Raw genomic sequence first — 20,091 nt, forward strand, 5'->3', positions numbered from 1 at the left:
CGCAGCTCGCCTTGGGAGCGGCCCGGCGCCGAGCTGGTCATGACGGAACAACGCCACTCGGCATTGGCCATCCACCCCATCGCCGTCGAAGAAGGCGAAGGCGAACTGCTGCGCCGCCGGCAGATCGTCAAGCGCACGCGCTGGCTCGTCGTGATCGTGCTCGTGCTGCTGGCGCTCGGTGCGGCCCGCACGGTGTTCGTGCGCATCGCCAACGCGCGCGCGCTCGAGGCGGGCACCACGGAGCGCGCCAAGCTCTACGTGCAGACCGCGCTGCCGCGCACGCCCACCGCCGGCCAGACGCTGGCGCTGCCGGGCACGCTGCAGGGCTTCGTGCAGTCGCCGATCTCGGCGCGGGCGAGCGGGTATCTGAAGCGCTGGACCAAGGACATCGGCAGCCGCGTCGAAAAGGGCGAGCTGCTCGCGGAAATCGAAACGCCCGAAATCGACCAGCAGCTGTCGCAGGCCGTGGCCGCGCGCGCACAGGCCGCCTCGGGCCTCTCGCTCGCGCAGAGTACGGCCGAGCGCTGGGAAAACCTGCGCAAGAAGGACGTGGTCTCCCAGCAGGACCTGGACGAGCGCCGCAGCGCCGTCGCACAGGCCACCTCGAACGTGGCCGCCGCCGATGCCAACGTGCAGCGCCTGAAGCAGACCGAAGGCTTCAAGCGCGTCGTCGCGCCGTTCGCGGGCGTCATCACGCGCCGCAACGTGGACGTGGGCGACCTCATCGATGCCGGCGCGGGCGGCGGTGCCGGGCGCGCGCTCTTCATGCTGGCGCAGACCGATCCGCTGCGCGTGTACATCAACGTGCCGCAGGCCTATGCGCAGCTCGTGAAGGCCGGCCAGCCTGTGGTGGTGACGCAGTCCGAGCTGCGCGGCCAGAGCTTCAAGGGCGAGGTGGCGCGCACCTCGGGCTCCATCGACGCGACCACGCGGATGATGCAGGTCGAGGTGTCGCTGCCCAACCGCGACGGCGTGCTGCTTCCGGGCGCCTACGTGCAGGTGTCGCTGCCGCTGGCCGCGGCCCGCACGATCACGGTGCCGGCCAATGCGCTCCTGTTCCGCGCCGAGGGCACGCGCATCGCGGTGGTCGATGCGCAGGGCCGCGTCGGCCTGCGCGCGGTGACGCTGGGCCGCAACTACGGCGAGAACGTCGAGGTGATCGACGGCCTCGGCAACAACGACCGGATGGTGCTCAACCCCTCCGACTCGCTCGCCGAAGGCGACGTGGTGACGGTGGCGCCCGACGAACCCGCGCCCGCTGCGAAGGCAGCCGCGAAGAAGGAACCGGCGTGAGACTGCGGGTCATTGCCGCCGCCATCGCGGCCGTGCTGGCCGCGGGCTGCGCGGTCGGCCCCGACTACAAGACGCCCGAGACACCGCTGCCCGTCAGCTGGACGCTCGAGGCGCCCTGGCGCCAGGCCACGCCGAACGACGTGGCCGACAAGGGCCCGTGGTGGAAGCGCTTCAGCGATGCGCAGCTCGACGCGCTGCAGGACAAGGCCCTCGCCGGCAGCCCGACGCTGACGATCGCCAACGCCCGGCTCGCCCAGGCGCGCGCCAATCTCGATGTCAGCTCGGCCAGCCGGTTCCCGCAGCTGGGCCTCGGCGCCCGCGCTTCGCGCCTGAAGATCTCGGCCAACCGGCCGCTCACGAACTACGCGACCACCAACGCATCGACGGTGCAGAACGACTTCGCGCTGTCGCTGAACGCGAGCTACGAGCTCGACCTCGCGGGCCGCGTGCAGCGCACCGTCGAAGGCGCGACGGCCTCGGCCGAGCAGTCGGCCGCCGACCTCGCGAACACGCGCCTCGTGCTCACCGCCGACGTGGCGAACAACTACTTCAACCTGCGCTCGACCGACATCGAACTCGACGTGATCTCGCGCTCCATCGGCCTGCAGCGCCGCGCGCTCGAGCTGGTCACGGCGCGGCACGACCTGGGCGCCGTCTCGGGCCTCGACGTGGCGCAGCAGCAGGCGCTGCTGGAGACCACGCTGACGCAGGTCGACGTGCTGAAGAAGCAGCGCGCCCAGTACGAACACGCGCTCGCCACGCTCACCGGCACGCCGGCGCCGAGCTTCGCGCTGCCGGTGGACCTGCGCGAGATCCGCCCCCCGGCGGTGCCGCTCGGCGTGCCGTCCGAAATCCTCCAGCGCCGGCCCGACGTGGCTTCGGCCGAACGATCGATGGCGGCCGCGAATGCGCAGATCGGCGTTGCGACCGCGGCGTTCTATCCGAGCTTCATCATCTCGCCGACCGTGGGCGTGGACAGCCGGTTGATCGAGTCGCTGTTCAACGGACCGAGCCTGCTGTGGTCGGTGGGCGTGTCGGCCACGCAGGTGCTGTTCGACGGTGGGCGCGTGCGCGCGAACGTCGACTTCGCCAGGGCCGGCTACGACGCCACCGTGGGCAACTACCGCCGCACGGTGCTCACCGCGATGCAGGAAGTGGAAGACGGCATCACAGGCCTCTCGGCGCTCGACAGCGCCACCACGCAGGCGCAGGCGGCCGTCGCCGCCGCGCGCCGCGTGCTCGACATGGCGACCAGCCGCTACGAAGGCGGCGCGTCGACCTACCTGGATGTGATCACCTCGCAGCAATCGCTGCTGACGGTCGAGCGGCAGGCCGCGCAGTTGCAGGGGCAGCGTCTCTTGACCGCGGTGTTTCTGGTGAAGGCGCTGGGCGGCGACTGGGAAGGCCCGGGCACCCTCGGCCCGCTCGCAAAAAAGGAATGACGGCACCAGGCGCCGTCCATCGGCGCGGTCGCTAGAACAGATTGCCCTGCCCCGCCGCTCCCGGCGGCCGGAACGCCGTGAGGTCCAGCGGAACGCGCTCGCGGTTGAAGCCCAGGCGCTGCGTCGCCTTCTGGAAGCGCTGGTGGATCAGGTCGGCCCAGAGGCCCGAGCCCTTCATGCGGGTGGCGAAATCGGCGTCGTAGTCCTTGCCGCCGCGCATCTCGTGGATGCGGGCCATGATGCGGTCCGCGCGTTGCGGGTAATGCAGCGCGAGCCATTCCTTGAAAAGAGGCGCCACCTCCCACGGCAGGCGCACCACGGTGTAGAAGGCGCTGCGCGCGCCGGCCTCCCAGGCGGCTTCGAGCACGTGCTCCATGTCCTCGGTGACAAAGGGAATCTGCGGCGCCACGCTCACGCCCACCGGCACGCCCGCCTCGGCCAGGGTGCGGATGGTGCGCAGCCGCCGGTGCGGCGCGGCGGCGCGCGGCTCGAGCTTGCGGGCGAGTTCGCCGTCGAGCGTCGTCACGGTCACGTACACCGCCGCGAGGTGCTCGGCCGCCATCGGCCCGATCAGGTCGAGGTCGCGCTCGATGGCGCTCGACTTGGTGACCAGCGCGAACGGATGCCGCACTTCCTTGAGCAACTCGATGACGGAGCGCGTGAGCCGCAGCTCGCGCTCGATCGGCTGGTAGCAATCGGTGGCGGTGCCGATCGCGATCTGGCTCGGTCGATAGCCCTTGCGCCCGAGCTCGGCGCGCAGCACCTCGACGATGTTGCGCTTGGCGATGAGCTTGGTCTCGAAGTCCAGGCCCGGCGAGAGGTTCAGGTAGCTGTGGGTAGGCCGCGCGAAGCAGTAGATGCAACCGTGCTCGCAGCCGCGGTACGGGTTGAGCGACCGGTCGAAGTAGATGTCGGGCGACTCGTTTCCGGTGAGCACCGACTTCACGTCCTCCAAGCGCACCTCGGTCGCGAGCGGCATGAGTTCGTCGGCCTCGGCCGCGCCTTCTTCGAGCGTGCCCCAGCCGTCGTCGAAGGCGTTGCGCTCATCTTTGGAAAAGCGATGCGCCAGCCGCGTGGCCGCGCCTCGGCCTTTGATGATGTGGATGGGGACGATGGATGAGGGTGATGCGGGTGGCATGGCAAATCCTCGGGATGGAATTTACTGTTTATTCATACAGTATTCCACTAATCACATGAGCCTGTCGAATTTTCTATTTCTTTCTTGACAGAAATTCAGGAAATCCTAGACTCGACCGCATGGAACTCACAGAAATTCAACGCAAGTTCGTCGTCCACTGGGGCGAAATGGGCTCCATGTGGGGCGTCAACCGCACCGTCTCGCAGATCCACGCGCTGCTCTTCGCCCACGGCAAGCCGATGCACGCCGAAGAGCTCTGCGACACCCTGGGCGTCGCCCGCTCCAACATCAGCAACAGCCTGAAGGAACTGCAGGCCTGGAACCTCGTGCGCGTGACCCACATCCTGGGCGACCGGCGCGACTATTTCGAGACCAGCGTCGACGTGTGGGAGCTGTTTCGCACCGTGGTGCGCGAGCGCAAGGAGCGCGAGTTCGATCCCACCATCCGCGTGCTGCGCGAGCTCGTGTCCAGCCCCGATTTCCAGAAGGAGCCGGCCGATGCGCAGGACCGCATCCGTTCCACCATGGACCTCATGAACAAGCTCGCCACCTGGGCCGACGAAATGCTGCGGCTTTCGCCCGGCACGCTCGACAAGGTGCTGACGCTCGGGGCAAGCGTGCAGAAGTTCGTGCGCGGCGATGCAGCGCCCGCCGCGCCTCCCGGCAAGGGCGACGATCCGGACGCGCACCACGCCAGCCTTCCGATGATCTGACCTCCTTTTTTTGCCCATCAATTTCTGTTCTGACAGAAATATCGAGAACCAAGAACATCATGACCCGTACCGCCGCCGCGACCTACCCGCTGACCGTCTACTACGACGCCACCTGCCCGCTGTGCGTGGCCGAGATGCGCGCGATGCGCGAACGCGACGCGGCGGGCCGGCTGAACCTCGTCGACTGTTCGCCTGCCGGCTTTTCCGCCGGCCCGGCACCGCGCGAGGCGCTGATGACGGCGATGCATGCGGTCGATGCCGCAGGCCAGGTTCTGTCCGGCGTCGCGGCGATCCGCGCTTGCCGCGCCGCGGTCGGCCTGCCCGCGGGCGGCGCGCTGCTCGATCTGCCTATCGTCGGCGCCCTCGCAGACCGCGCCTATGCGGTGCTCGCGCGCAACCGCTACCGCCTGCCCCGCTGGCTGGTCGCACGCCTGGCAGGCCGCGGCGCCATCGCGCCCGCCACCTGCGCCGACGACCACTGCCGCCTCTGAACCGATCACGCTGTCACGCGCCAGGGCAAAACAAGAACCAACGTCAAAAGGAGCCTCGATGCCCACCGTCTTCCAGCCCGACTTCCGCCTGCCGTCCGCCACGCCCCACGCATCCGCGCACAGCGGCAGCGCCCCCGTCACGGCCGAGGACACGCAGGACTACTTCACCGAAGTGGCGGTCGACTACAGCGCCTGGAGCCCGAGCTACAACATGCACTTCGGCTTCTGGCGCGCGGGGCTCAACCCGCTGCGCCGCGAAGGCATGCTGGTCGAGATGAACCGAGCGATCGGCCGCGCACTGCGGCTCGATGATTCGCCACCCGCCGCAGGCACGCGCCGCTGCGTCATCGACATGGGCTGCGGCGCCGGCGCCACCGCACGCACGCTGGTCGGCGACGACGCATCGCTCTACGCGGTCACTGTCACGAACGTGCCGGTGCAGAACCGCATCGCCGCGCGGCTCGATGCGGCGGCGGGCGTCGCCGACCGCGTGGCCCACATCGAGGCCGACTACACGTGCACGGGCCTTCCCGCCGCGCAGGCCGATGGCGCCTGGGCGCTGGAGAGCGCCTGCTATGCCGAGGGCACCGCCAAGGCCGATTTCGTGCGCGAGGCGGCGCGCCTGCTCAAGCCCGGCGCACGGCTCGTGGTGATCGACGGCTTCCTCTTGCGGAAGAACCCCGGCCGCATCGCCGGCTGGCTGCACCGCCTCTGGGCCGACAGCTGGGCCGTGCCCACGCTGGCCACGCGCGACGACTTCACCGCGGCGCTCGGCGATCACGGCTTCGAGGACATCGAATTCAAGTCGCTGCGCTGGCGCGTCGCACCGAGCGCGCTGCACATCCCGCTGCTGGCCACGCGCTTCACACTGTCCGAACTCTGGAAGGCACGCGGCAGGCTGAGCCCGTGGCGCCGCAAGCACATCGTGGCGAGCTATTGCGCGCTGGCGCTGGGCATGTTCTGGCGCGACTTCGACTACGGCATGGTGACCGCCACGCGCAGCAACTGAAAACGCACCGGCAGATAAAACACAACGAGGAGAAGACGTTTCCATGCGCACCGAATCCGAAGAAGGCAGGCTCTCCGAGCTGGCTCCCATCACCCCCCTCGATGCAGACGAAGAGCCGCCCCGCCGCCGCATGCCCTTCGCCTGGTTCTGGCCGCTGCTGGTCGGCGCGGCCGCCGCGCTCGTGCTGCGCATCGCCTTCAGCGGCGGGCCGGGCCATCCGTTCTCGGCGATGCTCGGCGCCTTCGTCTACCTCGCGCCCGCGGTGTGCGGCGCGGTCACGGTGTACATGGCCGAGCGCATCGAGCGGCGCAGCTGGGGCTACTACCTCTGGGCGCCGTGGGTCTCGACCGCGCTCTTCGTCATCGGCACGCTGCTGGTCTTCATCGAGGGAATGATCTGCGCCGTCGTCATCGTGCCGCTCTTCGCGGTCATGGGCAGCGTAGGCGGCCTCGCGATGGGCCTCGTGTGCCGCGTCACCAACTGGCCCCGGCCCGCGCTCTACAGCTTCGCGATGCTGCCGCTCGTGCTCGGCGCCATCGAGCCGCACCTGCCCAACCCCGACCAGTTCTCGACCACCTCGCGCACGCTCTTCATCGCCGCACCGGCCGAGCGCGTGTGGCACGAGCTCAACAATGCGCGCGACATCCGGCCCGCCGAAGTCGACGACGCCTGGGCCTACCGCATCGGCGTGCCGCTGCCGCTGGCCGGCGTGACCGAGGAGACGCCCGAAGGCCGCGTACGCAAGGTGCTGTGGCAGAAGAACGTGCACTTCGAGGAGGTCATCACCGAGTGGCAACCCGGGCGGCTGCTCAAGTGGCGCTACCGATTCGCGCCCGACTCGTTTCCGGCCGGCGCACTGGACGACCACGTGATGATCGGCGGCCAGTACTTCGACCTGCGCGACTCGGCCTTCACACTCACCCCGAAGGACGGCGGCACCGAGCTGCGCGTCGAGGTGGCGTGGCGCGTGAGCACGCGCTTCAACTGGTATGCGGACCGGGTCGCGGGTTTCCTGCTCGGCGACGGCGCGGAGCACATCCTGCGCTTCTACAAGGCGCGCAGCGAAGGCACCGTGGCGGTGGCGGCGCAATGACGCGCAGCAACGCACGGCCGGTCTTCCAGCAGGCGCTCGGCGCGGACTGGGAACGCCTGGGCGACGTGATTCGCCGGCACTACACGATGGCGCCGTTCTCCGACGCCTACGTGTGCGTGCGCGGCACCATGAACGAGGTCCATCACGCGCCGTGGGCCGCGCTGCTGATGCCCTTGGGCCGCCTCTTCGGCGCGCTCGTGCCCTACACCGGCACCGACGTGCCGATCGAGGTGCACTACCGCTGCCACCCCGACGACGCCAACCTGTACTGGGACCGCGTCTTCCACTTCGCGGGCCGCCAGCCCTTCCACTTCCGCTCGCACATGGAACACACCGCCGCGCACGGCGCCGAGGTGGTCGAGTACGTTCGCTTCGGCATCGGCATGCGCCTGGCGGTGAGCGCGGAAGACGGCGCGCTGGTGTTTCGCGACAAGGGCTACGTCTGGCGCATCGCGAGCCTGCGCATCCCGCTGCCGCTCGGGCTCTTCATGGGCACCGCGTACGTCGAGGAACGGCCCGACCCCACGAGCCCCGATCACTTCACGATGAAGATGCTGCTGCGCCACCGCTGGTTCGGCGACGTGTTCCGCTACAGCGGGCGCTTCCACCTGGGCCCGCGCCTGGGTTCACAATGAGCGCACCATGCCGCGCCGCCCCGAGAACCTCTATCCCCAGTACCACGCCCACGTCTACTTCGCCCCCGCCACGGTGGCGCAGGCGCGCGAGCTCTGCGAGCGCGCGGGCCGCGAGCTGATGGTCGTCGTGGGCCGCGTGCACGAGCGGCTCGTGGGGCCGCATCCGCACTGGAGCTGCCAGCTCGCGTTCGATGCGGCCGAGTTCGACCAGGTCATCGCATGGCTCGACGCCAACCGCGACGGCCTGGACATCTTCGTGCACGGAGTGACGGGCGACTACCTCGCCGACCACACGGCGCATGCGATGTGGCTCGGCGAAGGAAGCGCGCTCGACCTGCGGATGTTCCGGCGCTAGAACTCCGCGTCCAGCTCGTCGATTTCCTCCGGCTCCTGCTTGGCCGCCGCCACCCACTCCTTCATCGCCGGCAGCTCCATCACCCGCTTGCAGTAGGCCGCGCACGCACTGTCGAGCGCCACGTCGTAGCTCAGGAACCGCGTGACCACCGGCGCATACATCGCATCGGCAATGCCCGGCTGCTTGCCGAACAAAAACGGCCCGCCGTAGGCCTTCAGGCACTCGCGCCAGATCGCCACGATGCGGTCGATGTCGGCCTGCGCGCGCGACCACACCTTGAAGTTCTTGAAGTGGGCCTTGATGTTCATCGGCAGCGCGCCGCGCATCGAGGAGAAGCCCGAATGCATCTCGCCGCAGATCGCGCGGCAGTGCGCGCGGGCCGCTGCGTCGGCGGGCAGCAGCCCGGCCTTGGGCTTGATCTCGTGGAGGTATTCGCCGATGGCCAGCGTGTCCCACACCTTCACGCCACCGTGCTGCAGCGACGGCACCAGCATCGAGGAAGAGAGCAGCAGCATCTCGGCCTTCATGGCCGGATCGTCGGGCGGAATGATCTTCTCGCTGAAGTCCAGCCCCGCCAGCCTGCACATCAGCCAGCCACGCAGCGACCACGCGCCGTAGTTCTTGCTGCTGATGGTGAGAACGGGTTTGGCCATCGGGAAGCTCCTTGACGTTGCTGCTTCGCGTGCAAGCGCCATGCCACTTGGTACTGGCCCGCAACTTGCCTGCATCCAAGCCATGCTGTACCGGGCCTACCAGAACCAAGCCGACCTGCTCTCGCCCATGCGGCTCGCGGCGCAGTACTGGGGCAAGGCGCTCTGGAAGGACGGGACCGACCGCACCATGATGCGGCGCCTGGCGGCCCAGTTCGATGTGTTCTCGCGCATGCGGCTGACGCACTCGCGGCCCGCCTACGGCATCGACTCGGTGATGGTCGATGGCGCGCAAGTGGTTGTCCACGAAGAGAAAACGCTGGTCTCGCCGTTCGGAACGCTGCTGCACTTCCGAAAGGACATCAAGACCGTGCACCCGCCCGTGCTGCTGGTTGCACCACTGTCGGGCCATTTCGCCACGCTGCTGCGCGAAACCGTGCGCACCCTGCTGCGCGACCACGACGTGTACCTGACCGACTGGCACAACGCGCGCGACGTGCCGCTGTGGCATGGCGGCTTCAGCCTGGACGACTACACGCTGCAGCTCATCCGGTTCCTCGAGGCCATCGGCCCCGGCGCGCACATGGTGGCGGTCTGCCAGCCTTGCGTAGCCGCGCTGGCTGCCACCGCGCTCATGGCCGAGGACGACAACCCCGCCACGCCGCGCAGCCTCACGCTGATGGCGGGGCCCGTCGATTGCCGCATCAACCCCACGGGCGTGAACGTGCTCGCAACCAGCAAGCCCATCGAGTGGTTCCGCCGCAACCTCATCAGCCACGTGCCGTGGCCGCATGCGGGCGCGATGCGGCGGGTGTACCCGGGCTTTTTGCAGCTCTCGGCCTTCATGAGCATGAACCCCGAGCGCCACAAGAAGCAGTTCCAGGACATGTTCCAGCACCTGGTGGAAGGCGACATCGAGAAGGCCGGCACCATCGCCAACTTCTACGAAGAGTACCTCGCGGTGAACGACCTGCCGGCCGAGTTCTACCTGGAGACGGTGGAGCGGGTGTTCCAGACCTACGACCTGCCGCGCGGCGTGCTCACCGTGGGCGACCGCACGGTGAACCCTGCGGCCATCCGACGCACCGCGCTGCTCACGGTCGAAGGCGAGCGCGACGACATCTGCGCGGTCGGGCAGACGGTGGCCGCGCAAGACCTCTGCACCGGTATCCGGCCATACCTCAAGACGCACCACCTCCAGGCGGGCGTCGGGCACTACGGCGTGTTCAGCGGCAGCAAGTGGAACGCGCAGATCTATCCGCGGGTCCGCGAGACGATCCACGCCGCGTCGGAGTTGCACTGATCACGCGGGTGCATCCAAGCGCCGCCGCTCAGCCCTTCTTGTCTTCGGTCGTCACAAACCCTATCGGTCGCTTGGGCAGCATCGTCAGTTCGCGGATCGCCTCGAAGACCTGCCTCGAACTCCGTGAATGCGTACGGCAGTGATCTGCAAGACTTCAGCTTCGAGAGGTGATCACAGTTTGTGACCCCCTCTATCTTCTCGACGGCATCGAGCCGTGACGCCGCAAACTTCGCTAACGCCGCGCGCGCGTCCTCCTGGTCATGCGGCGCACCGTCACCTCCCCGGCCTGCGGCAACCTGTCGCGCAGCAACGCGATGAGATCCTGCGCCACCACGTTGCGCATCGGCCCCGGGAGATAGGCCAGCACCACGCGGCGCTCGATGCGGGGCTTCTGCAGCGGCACCACCGCGAGCTCCGGGTCGCGCAGCGACGTGGTGTACAGGCGCGGCATCAACCCGAGCGCCTGGCCGCTGCGCACCAGCGCATAGAGCGTTTCGGAATAGCTCACGCGGTACGGCTCCGCGCCCTGCGCGAACTGCCCGCGCGCCGGGTTGCCCAGCGCGGGCATGCTGCCGCTCTCGAACAGCACGAGGCGCTCGCTGCCGATGGCCTCCCAATCCGCATCGCCGGCCGCGGCCAGCGGGTGGTCGCGGCGCACCACCAGCACGAGCGGGTCGCGGAACAGGTCGATGCAGGTCAGGCCGTTCGGCGGCTCGGTGATGGCGGCCACCGCCATGTCGAGCTGGCCGCTGCGCAACTCGGCCAGCAGGGTGGTCGAGGGCGCATCGCGCCAGGCGAGCTCGACCTCGCGCTGGCCGTCCCGCTGGAGGAATTCGCTCACGGCCGCGGCGACGCGCGCGGCAGCCGAGGGGATCACGCCCACGCGCACGAAGGCGCGGCCGCGCTGCACGGTGCTCTCGATGTCGCGCAGCGCCACCTCGAAGGTGTTGACCAGGAAGTCGGTGCGCGCGAGCACCTCGGCGCCCACGGGCGTGAGTTCGAGGCGGTGGGTGGAACGGGTGAGCAGCTCGGCGCCGAGCAGCTTTTCCATCTGCTTGATGGCGTTGCTGAGCGCGGGCTGCGTGATGGCCAGGCGCCGGGCTGCGCGGCCGAACTGCCCCTCCTCCACCAGCACCGAGAAGAACTGCAGCTGGCGCAGCGTGAGCGCACGCAGGGGCAAGGCGGCAGTGGCCATGGCATCTCCAGTCACTGGTGGTTATTGATCCGGTGAATCAAATTATAGAAATTCAAAATTTTCCTTATGGGCCTCGGCTGCCTAGACTGGTCAGCATGACCAGCCCCATCCCGCCTGCATTTACCCTGGAATCGTTCCTGCGCGCGATCCCCAAGGTCGAGCTGCACTGCCATCTGTTCGGCACGGTGCGCCACGAGACGTTCAAGCAGCTGAACCTGCGCGCCGGCGCGCCGCTCGCGGCCGACGAGATCGAAGGCTTCTATACGCGCGGCGAGAAACCGGTCGGCGTGCTGCGGGTGCTGCGCGCGCTCGACGCCCAACTGGTGCGCGGCCCCGGCGACCTGTACCAGCTCACGCTCGAATACCTGCAGGACGCGGCCTCGCACAACGTGCGCTACGCCGAGTTCTTCTGGAACCCGACCGGCACGGTCCACGCCTCGGGCATTCCGTACCCGATGGCGCAGGCCGCGATCGTGCGCGCGATACAGGACGCGCAGCAGGAGTTCGGCATCACCGGCCGGCTCATCGCGGCCATCGACCGCGAGGCGAGCCCGCAGGCGGCGCTGGAGATGGTCGCGTGGGTCAAGGCCCACCGCTGCGACAAGGTGATCGGCATCGGCATCGACTACCGCGAGAACGACCGGCCGCCCGAACTGTTCACCGAGGCCTATGCCGCGGCGAAGAAGGCGGGCCTCAAGACCACCGCGCACGCCGGCGAGTTCGGCATGCCCTGGACGAACGTGCGCACCGCGCTCGACGTGCTGCAGGTGGACCGCATCGACCACGGCTACACGGTGGTCGACCAGCCCGACTTCGCGCGCGAATGCGCCGAGCGCGGCGTGCTCTTCACCGTGGTGCCGACCAACTCGTACTACCTGCGCACGCTGCCGCCCGAGCGCTGGGCGCTGGACCATCCGATCCGCCGCATGCCGGGCCTGGGCCTTCGCATCCACCCCAACACCGACGACCCGACGCTGCACAAGGTCACGCCCACCGGGGCCTGGCTGATGATGGTGCGCGACTTCGGCTTCGGCCTGGATGACCTGCGCGGCTTCATGCACAACGGCCTCGATGGCGCCTGGATCGACGACACCCAGCGCCGCGCATGGCGCACGCAGTGGAGCGAGGCGTTCGACACGCTGCGCGCCCGCCTCGACATCGAACCCACCTCTTCTATTGCCGGATGAACCACGCCATGAACACGCCCCGCCGCCTTCTCCTCGCCGCCGCGCTCTGCGCCGCCCTGCCCACCGCCGCGCTCGCCCAGGCATGGCCGACGGCCAAGCCCATCACGCTGATCGTTCCTTACACGGCCGGCGGCAGCGTGGACGTCAACGCGCGCCTGGTCGCGCAGCGCCTGGGCGAGCGGTTGAAGCAATCGGTCGTGATCGACAACGTGAGCGGCGCGGGCGGGGCCATCGGCGTAGCCAAGGCGGTGAATGCAGCGCCCGACGGCTACACGCTGGTGGTCGGCCCCGACAGCGCGATCGCCATCGGCAAGCTGGTGAACCCGACGGCCTTCCGCTTCGATCCGCTCAAGGACCTCGCGCCGGTGGGCCTGCTCAACACGGCGCCGATGGTGCTGGTGGCAAGGCCGGGCCTGGAGGCGCAGACCTTCGCCGACTTCGTGAAGCTCGCGAAGGCCAAGCCTGGCCAGTACAACTACGCGACCTCGGGCGTGGGCACCGTGCTGCAGCTGGCGATGGAACTGCTCAAGGAGCGCAGCGGCATCTTCGTCACGCACGTGCCGTACCGCGGCGGCGCGCAGATCGCCACCGACGTGATCGGCAACCAGGTCGACCTCGCGATGCTGGTGAGCACCAGCGCCATTCCGCATGTGAACGGCAAGCGGCTGAAGGCGCTGGGCATCACCAGCAACAAGCGCCTGGCCGCGCTGCCCGGCGTGCCCACCTTCGACGAGATGCCGGGCCTCAAAGGCTTCGACATGGTGAGCTGGACGGGCATCTTCGCGCCCGCGAAGACGTCGCCGGCGGTGGTTGCGCAGATCAACCAGGAACTCAATGCGGTGCTGCAGGAGGAAGGGGTGCGCTCCAAGCTGATGGAGCAAGGCGCGCTGCCGGGCAGCGGCACGCCGGAGGCGTTCGGGAAGTTCGTGCAGGCCGAATACAGCCGCAATCAGAAGATCGTGCAGACCGCCAACATCAAGGAGTGATGCTGCTAGCGGCCGGGCCGGCAGATCAGCCGGTCTTGCTCTCGTCTTCCGCCGGCCAGTCGCGGATGTAGGCCTTGAGCATCTTGTTCTCGAAGTTCTGGCTGTCGACCACGGCCTTGGCCACGTCGTAGAAGCTGATCACGCCCATCAGCATGCGCTTGTCCATCACGGGCATGTAGCGCGCGTGGCGCTCCAGCATGATGCGGCGGATCTCGTCGAGGTCGGTTTCCAGGGTGCAGGTGACGGGGGCGTCGTCCATGGCCTTGCGCACCAGCGTGGTCCCGACCTGTCCGCCGTTGCCCACGATGGCCACGATAACTTCGCGGAAAGTGAGCATGCCCACCAGGTCGCCGTGTTCCATGACCACCAGGGAGCCGATGTCCTTTTCCGCCATCGTGGTGGCGGCTTCTGCCAGCAGGTCGTCTGGCGTGATGGTGAAGAGCGTGTTGCCCTTGACGCGAAGGATGTCGCTGACTTTCATCGTGTGCTCCTCTCGGACTCTCGAACTCTCGTACTGGGCGGGGTGCCGATTTGAATATAGCCCACAATCGACGCCGACCTGAACGCCCCTGTCGCCCACGCATGCTTTGCAGACGTAACGGGGCATTGCGTAGAGACAACAGAAAGGCCCTCATGCCCGGCTATTCCGACCCCGGTTTCGACACCCTCGCGCTGCACGCCGGCGCCTCGCCCGACCCCGCCACCGGCGCGCGGGCGGTGCCGATCCACCTGACCACCTCGTTCGTATTCGAGTCGAGCGACCATGCGGCCGCGCTCTTCAACCTGGAGCGCGCGGGCCACGTGTATTCGCGCATCAGCAACCCGACCAACGCGGTGCTGGAGCAGCGGGTGTCGGCGCTCGAAGGCGGCATCGGCGCCATCGCCACCGCGAGCGGACAGGCCGCGCTGCACCTGTCGATCGCCACGCTGATGGGCGCCGGCTCGCACATCGTGGCGAGCACCGCCCTCTACGGCGGCTCGCAGAACCTGCTGCACTACACGATGCGCCGCTTCGGCATCGAGACCACGTTCGTGAAGCCCGGCGACCTGGACGGCTGGCGCGCCGCGGTACGGCCCGAGACCAAGCTCTTCTTCGGCGAGACGGTGGGCAATCCCGGGCTCGACGTGCTGGACATCCCCGCCGTGAGCGACATCGCACATGAGGCCGGCGTGCCGCTGCTGGTCGATTCCACGCTCACCTCGCCCTACCTCATCAAGCCCTTCGACTGGGGCGCCGACCTGGTCTATCACTCGGCGACCAAGTTCCTCTCGGGCCACGGCACGGTGATCGGCGGCGTGGTGGTCGATGGCGGCAGCTTCGACTGGGAAAAGTCGGGCAAATTCGCCGAGCTCACCCAGGCCTACGACGGCTTCCACAACATGGTCTTCAGCGAGGAAAGCACCGTCGGCGCCTTCCTCCTGCGCGCACGCCGCGAGGGCCTGCGCGACTTCGGTGCCTCGATGAGCCCGCACACCGCGTGGCTCATCCTGCAGGGCATCGAGACGCTGCCGCTGCGCATGGAGCGGCACATCGACAACACGCAGAAGGTGGTCCAGTTCCTCGCGAGCCATCCGTTCGTCTCGCGTGTGGGACATCCGCTGATCGAGTCGCACCCGAGCCACGCACTCGCGCAGAAGCTGCTGCGCCACGGCGCGCGCGGCGCGGGCGCGGTGTTCAGCTTCGACATCAAGGGCAGCCGTGCGCAGGGCAAGGCGTTCATCGAGGCGCTCAAGCTCTTCAGCCACCTGGCCAACGTGGGCGACTGCCGCAGCCTGGTGATCCATCCGGCCAGCACCACGCACTTTCGCATGACCGACGAAGCGCTCGCGGGCGCGGGCATTTCGCAGGGAACGATCCGTCTCTCGATCGGGCTCGAAGACCCCGCCGACCTGATCGACGACTTGAAGCGCGCCCTGAAGGCCGCGGAAAAGGTGGGTGCCTGACATGCACTACACCGTCAACGGCCACGCCACCTACTGCTACACCGGCGGCAAGCCCTTCGATCCGGCCAGACCCACGGTCGCCTTCATCCACGGCGTGCTCAACGACCACAGCGTGTGGATCCTGCAGAGCCGCTGGTTCGCCAACCATGGCTGGAACGTGCTCGCGGTCGACCTGCCGGGCCATTGCAAGAGCGAAGGACCGCCGCCCGCGAGCGTGGAAGAGGCCGCGCAGTTCGTCGTCGCGCTGCTCGACGCGGCCGGCGTGCAGAAGGCGGCGCTCGTGGGGCACAGCTTCGGCTCGCTGATCGCGTTAGAAGCGGCTTCGCGCAAGCCCGATCGCGTGACGCACCTGGCGCTGGTGGGCACGGCCTATCCGATGGTGGTGTCGCCGGCGCTGCTCGAGGGCGCGCTCAACGACCCGCAGCGCGCGATCGCGATGGTCAACACCTTCTCGCATTCGCTGCTCGCACCGCCGCCCTCGTCGCTGGGTCCCGGCACCTGGCTCTACGGCAGCTCGCGCGCGCTCATGCGCCGCGTGCTCGCGAGCAACCGCACGCACAACGTGTTCCACATCGGCTTCAAGGCCTGCAACGACTACGCGGGGGGCGATGCCGCGATGGATGCGGTGCAGTGCCCGGTGCTGTTCCTGCTCGGCGATGCCGACCAGATGACGCCGGCGCGCGCCACCAAGGCGCTGGTCGGCAAGGCGCGCAACGCGAAGGTGGTGACGGTGCGTGCCGGCCACTCGCTGATGAGCGAGGCACCGGACGAGACGCTGTTCGCACTGCGCGATTTTCTCGGCTCTCCGGCGGCCTGAACCGCGGACTATTCGTTCGTGGCGATGCCCGCGCGGTGCGCCAGCGCACGGTAGCGCGGGATCTCCTTCTCGATCTGCGCCATGAAGGCGTCCGCGCCGACCATCGTCGGCTCGATGCCTTGTGCGCGAAGCTGCGCCTGCAATGCGGGGCTGGCCATCGTCTCCACGATGGCGCGCGTGAGCGTGGCGAGCACCGGCGCAGGCGTGCGCGGCGGTGCGGCAATGCCGTACCAGGCGTCGAAGCTGGCCTCGGCCAGCCCCTGCTCTGCCAGCGTGCGCACGCCGGGCAGGAGGCTCGAGGGCGCAGCGCCCATGACGCCCAGCGCGCGCAGCCTGCCCGAATGCACGTAGGGCGCGACCGAGGCCACGGTGTCGATGCCCATCTCGACCTCCCCGCCCATCACGCCCACCAGCGCCTGGCTGCTGCCCCGGTACGCGATGTCCTGCAACTGGATGCCCGCGGCCAGCGCGAACAGTTCGCCCGTGAGGTGCGATCCCGATGCGGTGCCGAAGGTGGCATAGCGGATGCGCCCGGGACGCGCCTTCGCCCCATCGATGAGCTCGGTCAGCGAGTTCCACGGCGCTGCGCTGCCCACGACCAGCACCAGCGGCACCCGCGCCACGATGGCGATGAGGGCCAGGTCGCGCGACGGGCGATAGGCGCGGGCGGCGCGCAGTGCCGGGTTCACGCTGTAGCTGGTGGAGCCCGCCAGCAATAGCGTGTGGCCGTCGGGCCGGGCGCGGGCCACGATCTCGGTGCCGATGAGGGTGGAGGCGCCGGGCCGGTTGTCGATCACGATGGGCTGGCCAAGCTGCTGCGAGAGAGCCTGGCCGATCATGCGCGCCACGATGTCCGTGCCGCCGCCCGCCGCGAGCGGAACGACGAGGCGGATCGGTTTCTGCGGCCAGGGCCCCAGGCCCGCTCCCGCCGCATGCGCCGCCAGTGCCGCGCCCGAGGCGCCAAACAGAAGCACGCGGCGCGAGATGCCGAAGGCGGTCTGTTTCAAGGGGCGCGTGGGCACGGAGAATGAGGGGCCACGGCGGGTCGCGAAGGTCGGCCGGTCAACGCAGCGCGTTGATGTCCGCCGGGTCGAGCAGCACCTTTGGCGTGCCGCCGCGGGCCACGGCCAGCATGGCCAGGCCGATCTGCTCGGTGGTCGTCATCTTGTCCGGCCAGAGCCGCAAGGCCAGGCTCAGGAGCGGGGCGATCACCACGTAGATGCCGTGGTACAGCGGCGTCTTGGAGCGCGCGCCGTGCAGCGGCTGGATCGCGCCGGGGCGGAACATGTAGGCCGCCTTGAACGGCAGGCGCAGCAAGGCGTTCTCGGTCGCGCCCTTCACGCGCGCCCACATGCTGCTGCCGCGCTCGCTGCTGTCGGTGCCGGCGCCCGTGATGTAGGTGAAAGTCATGCCCGGGTTGAGCCGCGCAAGCACGGTGGCCGCGGCCATCGTGAGGTCGTAGGTGATGCGGCGGTAGTCGTCTTCCTTCATGCCGACCGACGAGACGCCCAGACAGAAGAAGCAGGCGTCGAAGCCCTTCAGCTGCTGCTCGACCGCCGAATAGTCGTACATGTCCTTCACGACCAGCTCCTGCAGCTTGGGGTCTTGCTTTCCGGTCGCCGTGCGGCCGATCGCGACGACCCGTTCCACATCGGGGGCCAGAAGGCACTCGCGCAGCACGCCCTGCCCCACCATGCCGGTGGCACCGAAGATCAGGATGTTCATGGGAGACGGGTCCGGTTAAACCGAGAACGTTCCGGGCTTCTTGTTCAGCACGGCGAGGAGCAGGTCGACGTCGAGGCTCGAAGGCTGCGGCGTCTGCAAGGCGCCGAGCATGCGCGACAAGGTTTCGGCATGCGGCAGCAGCGGGCCCAGGAAGCGCGTGCCGTCGGCACCGGCGACCAGCAGCGTGGGGAAGGTCTCGACGTCGAACCCGTCGGCGATGTCGGCGTGGTCCTCGATGTCGACCCAGCCGAAGCGCAACTGCGGATGCGCGCGTGCCACCTGCTCGAACAGCGGGCGGTAGTCGCGGCAGGTGCCGCACCATTCGGCGCACAGGCACACGACCCACGGCGCATTGCCGGCCGGATCGGCGGGGCCGGCGGAATCTGTGGCTGCGGAGGGATCGGGCAAGGCGCTCAAGGCTGATGCGTCGGTGGTGTGAAGGGGTGGCCGGGGTGGTGCGGCCGCAGGGTCGTGGCTATTATGGACAAAGCCCACACAAGGCGCTCCGGCGCCAGGAGACAAGCCCATGAACACCACGACCGCCCCGGAATCTGCCGTCGATCCGCGCCGTTTCAAGAGCTTCGCGGGGTTCTACCCGTTCTACCTGACCGAGCACGCCAACCGCACCTGCCGGCGCCTGCACTTCGCGGGCTCGACGCTGTCGCTGCTGTGCCTCGTGGCGCTGGCGGTCACGCTCAACCCGTGGTGGCTCCTGGCCGGGGTGCTGGTGGGCTACGCCTTCGCCTGGGTGGGGCACTTCGGCTTCGAGAAGAACAAGCCGGCCTCGTTCAAGCGGCCGCTCTATTCCTTCATGGGCGACTGGGCGATGTACCGCGACATCTGGCTGGGCAAGGTGAAGATCTAGCTGCAGCTAGATCAGCAGCACGTCGCCCAGGCGCAGCGACCGCAGCGGCCCCTTCTGCCAGAGGTCTTCCAGCGGCTCGGCCTGCGGCATCAGCAACGCCTTGAGCAGCGGCTCGATGGACGTGGAGGGGTCGGCCAGCAGCACGTAGCGCGGGTCTTCGTTGGCGGGCTCCTCTGCCAGCGGCGCGATCCAGTCGAGCGCGACCAGCGTCTCGAGCACGGGCGTGAGCTGCAGCGTATCGACCCGCATGCGCGTCACCAGCTCGCTCGCGCCCATGCCCTTGGCCGGCGTCGCCTGCGCGCGCGCCAGGTGCTGCAACGCTTCCATGGCCAGTTGCAGCGGCCAGCCCGCCGCCCCGCCGCGCCGCGCCACGCCCGTGAGCAGGCTCGGCAGGTAGGCCGCGATCACCGCGCCGAGCAGCACGATCACCCATGCCACGTAGATCCACACCAGGAGGATCGGGAAAGTGGCGAACGCGCCGTACAACACCGAGTAGGTCGGCACCAGGCTGAGGTAGTAGCCCAGCACGCGCTTGGCGATCTCGATGGCCGCGGCCACGAAGATGCCGCCCGCCCACGCATGCGACCAGCGCACGTTGGTGTTCGGCACGTAGTGGTAGAGCGCCGCCATGCCGGCGGCGAGCAGCAAGAATTCGAGGCTGTCGAACGCCAGCTTCACCATCGCGCCACCCACCACGTCGCGCGAGGCGGCGAACACGTACGAGGTGGTCGACAGGCTCACGGCCAGGATCAGCGGGCCGAGCGTGATGGTGGCCCAGTAGATGAGCACCCGCTGCGCCAGCGGTCGTGGCCGCGGCACGCGCCAGATGTTGTTGAGCGTCTTGTCGATCGTGAGGATCAGCGCGATGGCGGTGATGAGCAGCACGATCAGGCCCGCGATCCCGAGGCCGCTGGCCTTGCTCGCGAACTGGTTCAGGTAGCCGAGCACCTGGCGCGCGATGTTGTCGGGAATGAGGCTCTCGATGAGCCAGCGCTGCAGGCGGCCCTGCATCTTGGCGAACATGGGGAACACGGTGAAGAGGGCCAGCGCCACCGTGAAGAACGGGACCATCGCGATGGTGGTCGTGAAGGTCAGGCTGCTGGCCGTGAGGCCCAGGCGGTCTTCGCGAAAACGCTCGCCCAACACCGCTGCGGTATTGCGCCACGGAAAACGCGAAAGATCCCTCCAAAGCTGCCTGCGATTCATGGCCGGTATCATAGGATCTGAACTCTCCCCCAGCCTCCGCGCAC

22 protein-coding genes are annotated in these 20,091 nt (G+C 68.6%); 14 read left to right on the top strand and 8 right to left on the bottom strand.

Annotation, left to right across the window (positions count from 1 at the left end; all coding sequences use genetic code 11):
- The first annotated feature begins 39 nt into the window (after positions 1–39).
- Together RT97_RS09915 and RT97_RS09920 are read left to right on the top strand one after the other, a co-directional pair.
- Entirely contained in the window at positions 40–1,293 is a 1,254-nt protein-coding gene (locus tag RT97_RS09915; RefSeq protein WP_042578607.1) for an efflux RND transporter periplasmic adaptor subunit, read from the top strand.
- Positions 1,290–2,735, top strand: a complete 1,446-nt coding sequence (locus tag RT97_RS09920) for an efflux transporter outer membrane subunit (protein WP_042578608.1) — start codon at positions 1,290–1,292, stop codon at positions 2,733–2,735. Before RT97_RS09915 ends, RT97_RS09920 begins: the two co-directional genes overlap by 4 nt.
- A 31-nt stretch (positions 2,736–2,766) precedes the next feature.
- On the opposite strand, the gene RT97_RS09925 is transcribed toward RT97_RS09920, so the two are convergent.
- Positions 2,767–3,873, bottom strand: a complete 1,107-nt coding sequence (locus RT97_RS09925; RefSeq protein WP_042578609.1) for a PA0069 family radical SAM protein — start codon at positions 3,871–3,873, stop codon at positions 2,767–2,769.
- A 119-nt stretch (positions 3,874–3,992) separates the two neighbouring features.
- Here RT97_RS09925 and RT97_RS09930 point away from each other — a divergent pair, with 119 nt between their 5' ends.
- The 6 genes from RT97_RS09930 to RT97_RS09955 are packed head-to-tail and all read left to right on the top strand — an operon-like array spanning position 3,993 to position 8,169.
- On the top strand, positions 3,993–4,586 hold the full coding sequence (locus RT97_RS09930; protein WP_042578610.1) for a GbsR/MarR family transcriptional regulator: 594 nt from the start codon (positions 3,993–3,995) through the stop codon (positions 4,584–4,586).
- Positions 4,587–4,645: 59 nt separating this feature from the next.
- Positions 4,646–5,077, top strand: coding sequence for a thiol-disulfide oxidoreductase DCC family protein (locus RT97_RS09935; RefSeq protein ID WP_042578611.1), 432 nt, complete (start codon positions 4,646–4,648; stop codon positions 5,075–5,077).
- A 58-nt stretch (positions 5,078–5,135) separates the two neighbouring features.
- Entirely contained in the window at positions 5,136–6,086 is a 951-nt protein-coding gene (locus RT97_RS09940; RefSeq protein WP_042578612.1) for an SAM-dependent methyltransferase, read from the top strand.
- 43 nt (positions 6,087–6,129) lie between these two features.
- Entirely contained in the window at positions 6,130–7,179 is a 1,050-nt protein-coding gene (locus tag RT97_RS09945) for an SRPBCC domain-containing protein (protein ID WP_155403773.1), read from the top strand.
- Complete coding sequence (locus RT97_RS09950; RefSeq protein ID WP_042578613.1) at positions 7,176–7,814, top strand: DUF4166 domain-containing protein; 639 nt, start codon at positions 7,176–7,178, stop codon at positions 7,812–7,814. Before RT97_RS09945 ends, RT97_RS09950 begins: the two co-directional genes overlap by 4 nt.
- Before the next feature lie 7 nt (positions 7,815–7,821).
- Positions 7,822–8,169, top strand: a complete 348-nt coding sequence (locus RT97_RS09955; RefSeq protein ID WP_042578614.1) for a DOPA 4,5-dioxygenase family protein — start codon at positions 7,822–7,824, stop codon at positions 8,167–8,169.
- Here the strand turns inward: RT97_RS09955 and RT97_RS09960 are convergent.
- Complete coding sequence (locus tag RT97_RS09960; protein ID WP_042578615.1) at positions 8,166–8,822, bottom strand: glutathione S-transferase; 657 nt, start codon at positions 8,820–8,822, stop codon at positions 8,166–8,168. The two genes, RT97_RS09955 and RT97_RS09960, sit on opposite strands and share 4 nt — an antisense overlap.
- A gap of 82 nt (positions 8,823–8,904) precedes the next feature.
- Between RT97_RS09960 and RT97_RS09965 the strand changes: the two genes are divergently transcribed.
- Positions 8,905–10,122 (top strand): polyhydroxyalkanoate depolymerase, encoded by a 1,218-nt coding sequence (locus RT97_RS09965; protein ID WP_042578616.1) that lies wholly within the window; start codon positions 8,905–8,907, stop codon positions 10,120–10,122.
- A 232-nt stretch (positions 10,123–10,354) separates the two neighbouring features.
- On the opposite strand, the gene RT97_RS09970 is transcribed toward RT97_RS09965, so the two are convergent.
- Positions 10,355–11,317 (bottom strand): LysR family transcriptional regulator, encoded by a 963-nt coding sequence (locus tag RT97_RS09970; RefSeq protein ID WP_042578617.1) that lies wholly within the window; start codon positions 11,315–11,317, stop codon positions 10,355–10,357.
- A 95-nt stretch (positions 11,318–11,412) separates the two neighbouring features.
- Here RT97_RS09970 and RT97_RS09975 point away from each other — a divergent pair, with 95 nt between their 5' ends.
- A complete protein-coding gene (locus RT97_RS09975; protein WP_172672181.1) occupies positions 11,413–12,504 on the top strand; it encodes an adenosine deaminase family protein in 1,092 nt (363 codons plus the stop codon).
- 8 nt (positions 12,505–12,512) lie between these two features.
- Positions 12,513–13,490, top strand: a complete 978-nt coding sequence (locus RT97_RS09980) for a Bug family tripartite tricarboxylate transporter substrate binding protein (RefSeq protein WP_042578649.1) — start codon at positions 12,513–12,515, stop codon at positions 13,488–13,490.
- A gap of 25 nt (positions 13,491–13,515) precedes the next feature.
- On the opposite strand, the gene RT97_RS09985 is transcribed toward RT97_RS09980, so the two are convergent.
- Positions 13,516–13,971 carry a CBS domain-containing protein gene (locus tag RT97_RS09985; protein WP_042578619.1) on the bottom strand — a complete coding sequence of 152 codons (456 nt, stop codon included), beginning with the start codon at positions 13,969–13,971 and terminating at the stop codon, positions 13,516–13,518.
- Between the two features lie 152 nt (positions 13,972–14,123).
- On the opposite strand from RT97_RS09985, the gene RT97_RS09990 reads away from it, so the two are divergent.
- The gene (locus RT97_RS09990) at positions 14,124–15,434 is read left to right on the top strand and encodes an O-acetylhomoserine aminocarboxypropyltransferase (RefSeq protein WP_042578620.1); all 1,311 of its coding nucleotides are present in this window, start codon (positions 14,124–14,126) and stop codon (positions 15,432–15,434) included.
- A gap of 1 nt (position 15,435) precedes the next feature.
- On the top strand, positions 15,436–16,251 hold the full coding sequence (locus RT97_RS09995) for an alpha/beta fold hydrolase (RefSeq protein ID WP_042578621.1): 816 nt from the start codon (positions 15,436–15,438) through the stop codon (positions 16,249–16,251).
- Positions 16,252–16,259: 8 nt separating this feature from the next.
- Here RT97_RS09995 and RT97_RS10000 read toward each other — a convergent pair whose 3' ends face one another.
- From RT97_RS10000 to RT97_RS10010, 3 genes are read right to left on the bottom strand one after another with little or no spacing between them, the layout of a single operon-like run.
- Complete coding sequence (locus RT97_RS10000; RefSeq protein ID WP_253278200.1) at positions 16,260–17,258, bottom strand: Bug family tripartite tricarboxylate transporter substrate binding protein; 999 nt, start codon at positions 17,256–17,258, stop codon at positions 16,260–16,262.
- A gap of 55 nt (positions 17,259–17,313) precedes the next feature.
- Positions 17,314–17,976, bottom strand: a complete 663-nt coding sequence (locus RT97_RS10005) for an NAD-dependent epimerase/dehydratase family protein (RefSeq protein WP_042578622.1) — start codon at positions 17,974–17,976, stop codon at positions 17,314–17,316.
- 15 nt (positions 17,977–17,991) lie between these two features.
- Positions 17,992–18,393 carry a thioredoxin family protein gene (locus tag RT97_RS10010; RefSeq protein WP_042578623.1) on the bottom strand — a complete coding sequence of 134 codons (402 nt, stop codon included), beginning with the start codon at positions 18,391–18,393 and terminating at the stop codon, positions 17,992–17,994.
- A 109-nt stretch (positions 18,394–18,502) separates the two neighbouring features.
- Between RT97_RS10010 and RT97_RS10015 the strand changes: the two genes are divergently transcribed.
- Complete coding sequence (locus tag RT97_RS10015; RefSeq protein WP_042578624.1) at positions 18,503–18,841, top strand: Mpo1-like protein; 339 nt, start codon at positions 18,503–18,505, stop codon at positions 18,839–18,841.
- A 6-nt stretch (positions 18,842–18,847) separates the two neighbouring features.
- Here RT97_RS10015 and RT97_RS10020 read toward each other — a convergent pair whose 3' ends face one another.
- A complete protein-coding gene (locus tag RT97_RS10020) occupies positions 18,848–20,059 on the bottom strand; it encodes a YihY family inner membrane protein (RefSeq protein WP_042578625.1) in 1,212 nt (403 codons plus the stop codon).
- Positions 20,060–20,091 lie beyond the last annotated feature (32 nt).

Source organism: Variovorax paradoxus, assembly GCF_000834655.1.
Lineage (GTDB): Bacteria > Pseudomonadota > Gammaproteobacteria > Burkholderiales > Burkholderiaceae_C > Variovorax > Variovorax paradoxus_F.

Bases quoted from the DNA above. Each gene is read 5' to 3' on its own strand.
- RT97_RS09915 (WP_042578607.1), top strand. From the start codon at position 40: ATGACGGAACAACGCCACTCGGCATTGGCCATCCACCCCATCGCCGTC.
- RT97_RS09925 (WP_042578609.1), bottom strand. From the start codon at position 3,873: ATGCCACCCGCATCACCCTCATCCATCGTCCCCATCCACATCATCAAA.
- RT97_RS09930 (WP_042578610.1), top strand. From the start codon at position 3,993: ATGGAACTCACAGAAATTCAACGCAAGTTCGTCGTCCACTGGGGCGAA.
- RT97_RS09935 (WP_042578611.1), top strand. From the start codon at position 4,646: ATGACCCGTACCGCCGCCGCGACCTACCCGCTGACCGTCTACTACGAC.
- RT97_RS09940 (WP_042578612.1), top strand. From the start codon at position 5,136: ATGCCCACCGTCTTCCAGCCCGACTTCCGCCTGCCGTCCGCCACGCCC.
- RT97_RS09945 (WP_155403773.1), top strand. From the start codon at position 6,130: ATGCGCACCGAATCCGAAGAAGGCAGGCTCTCCGAGCTGGCTCCCATC.
- RT97_RS09950 (WP_042578613.1), top strand. From the start codon at position 7,176: ATGACGCGCAGCAACGCACGGCCGGTCTTCCAGCAGGCGCTCGGCGCG.
- RT97_RS09955 (WP_042578614.1), top strand. From the start codon at position 7,822: ATGCCGCGCCGCCCCGAGAACCTCTATCCCCAGTACCACGCCCACGTC.
- RT97_RS09960 (WP_042578615.1), bottom strand. From the start codon at position 8,822: ATGGCCAAACCCGTTCTCACCATCAGCAGCAAGAACTACGGCGCGTGG.
- RT97_RS09965 (WP_042578616.1), top strand. From the start codon at position 8,905: ATGCTGTACCGGGCCTACCAGAACCAAGCCGACCTGCTCTCGCCCATG.
- RT97_RS09970 (WP_042578617.1), bottom strand. From the start codon at position 11,317: ATGGCCACTGCCGCCTTGCCCCTGCGTGCGCTCACGCTGCGCCAGCTG.
- RT97_RS09975 (WP_172672181.1), top strand. From the start codon at position 11,413: ATGACCAGCCCCATCCCGCCTGCATTTACCCTGGAATCGTTCCTGCGC.
- RT97_RS09980 (WP_042578649.1), top strand. From the start codon at position 12,513: ATGAACACGCCCCGCCGCCTTCTCCTCGCCGCCGCGCTCTGCGCCGCC.
- RT97_RS09985 (WP_042578619.1), bottom strand. From the start codon at position 13,971: ATGAAAGTCAGCGACATCCTTCGCGTCAAGGGCAACACGCTCTTCACC.
- RT97_RS09990 (WP_042578620.1), top strand. From the start codon at position 14,124: ATGCCCGGCTATTCCGACCCCGGTTTCGACACCCTCGCGCTGCACGCC.
- RT97_RS09995 (WP_042578621.1), top strand. From the start codon at position 15,436: ATGCACTACACCGTCAACGGCCACGCCACCTACTGCTACACCGGCGGC.
- RT97_RS10005 (WP_042578622.1), bottom strand. From the start codon at position 17,976: ATGAACATCCTGATCTTCGGTGCCACCGGCATGGTGGGGCAGGGCGTG.
- RT97_RS10015 (WP_042578624.1), top strand. From the start codon at position 18,503: ATGAACACCACGACCGCCCCGGAATCTGCCGTCGATCCGCGCCGTTTC.
- RT97_RS10020 (WP_042578625.1), bottom strand. From the start codon at position 20,059: ATGATACCGGCCATGAATCGCAGGCAGCTTTGGAGGGATCTTTCGCGT.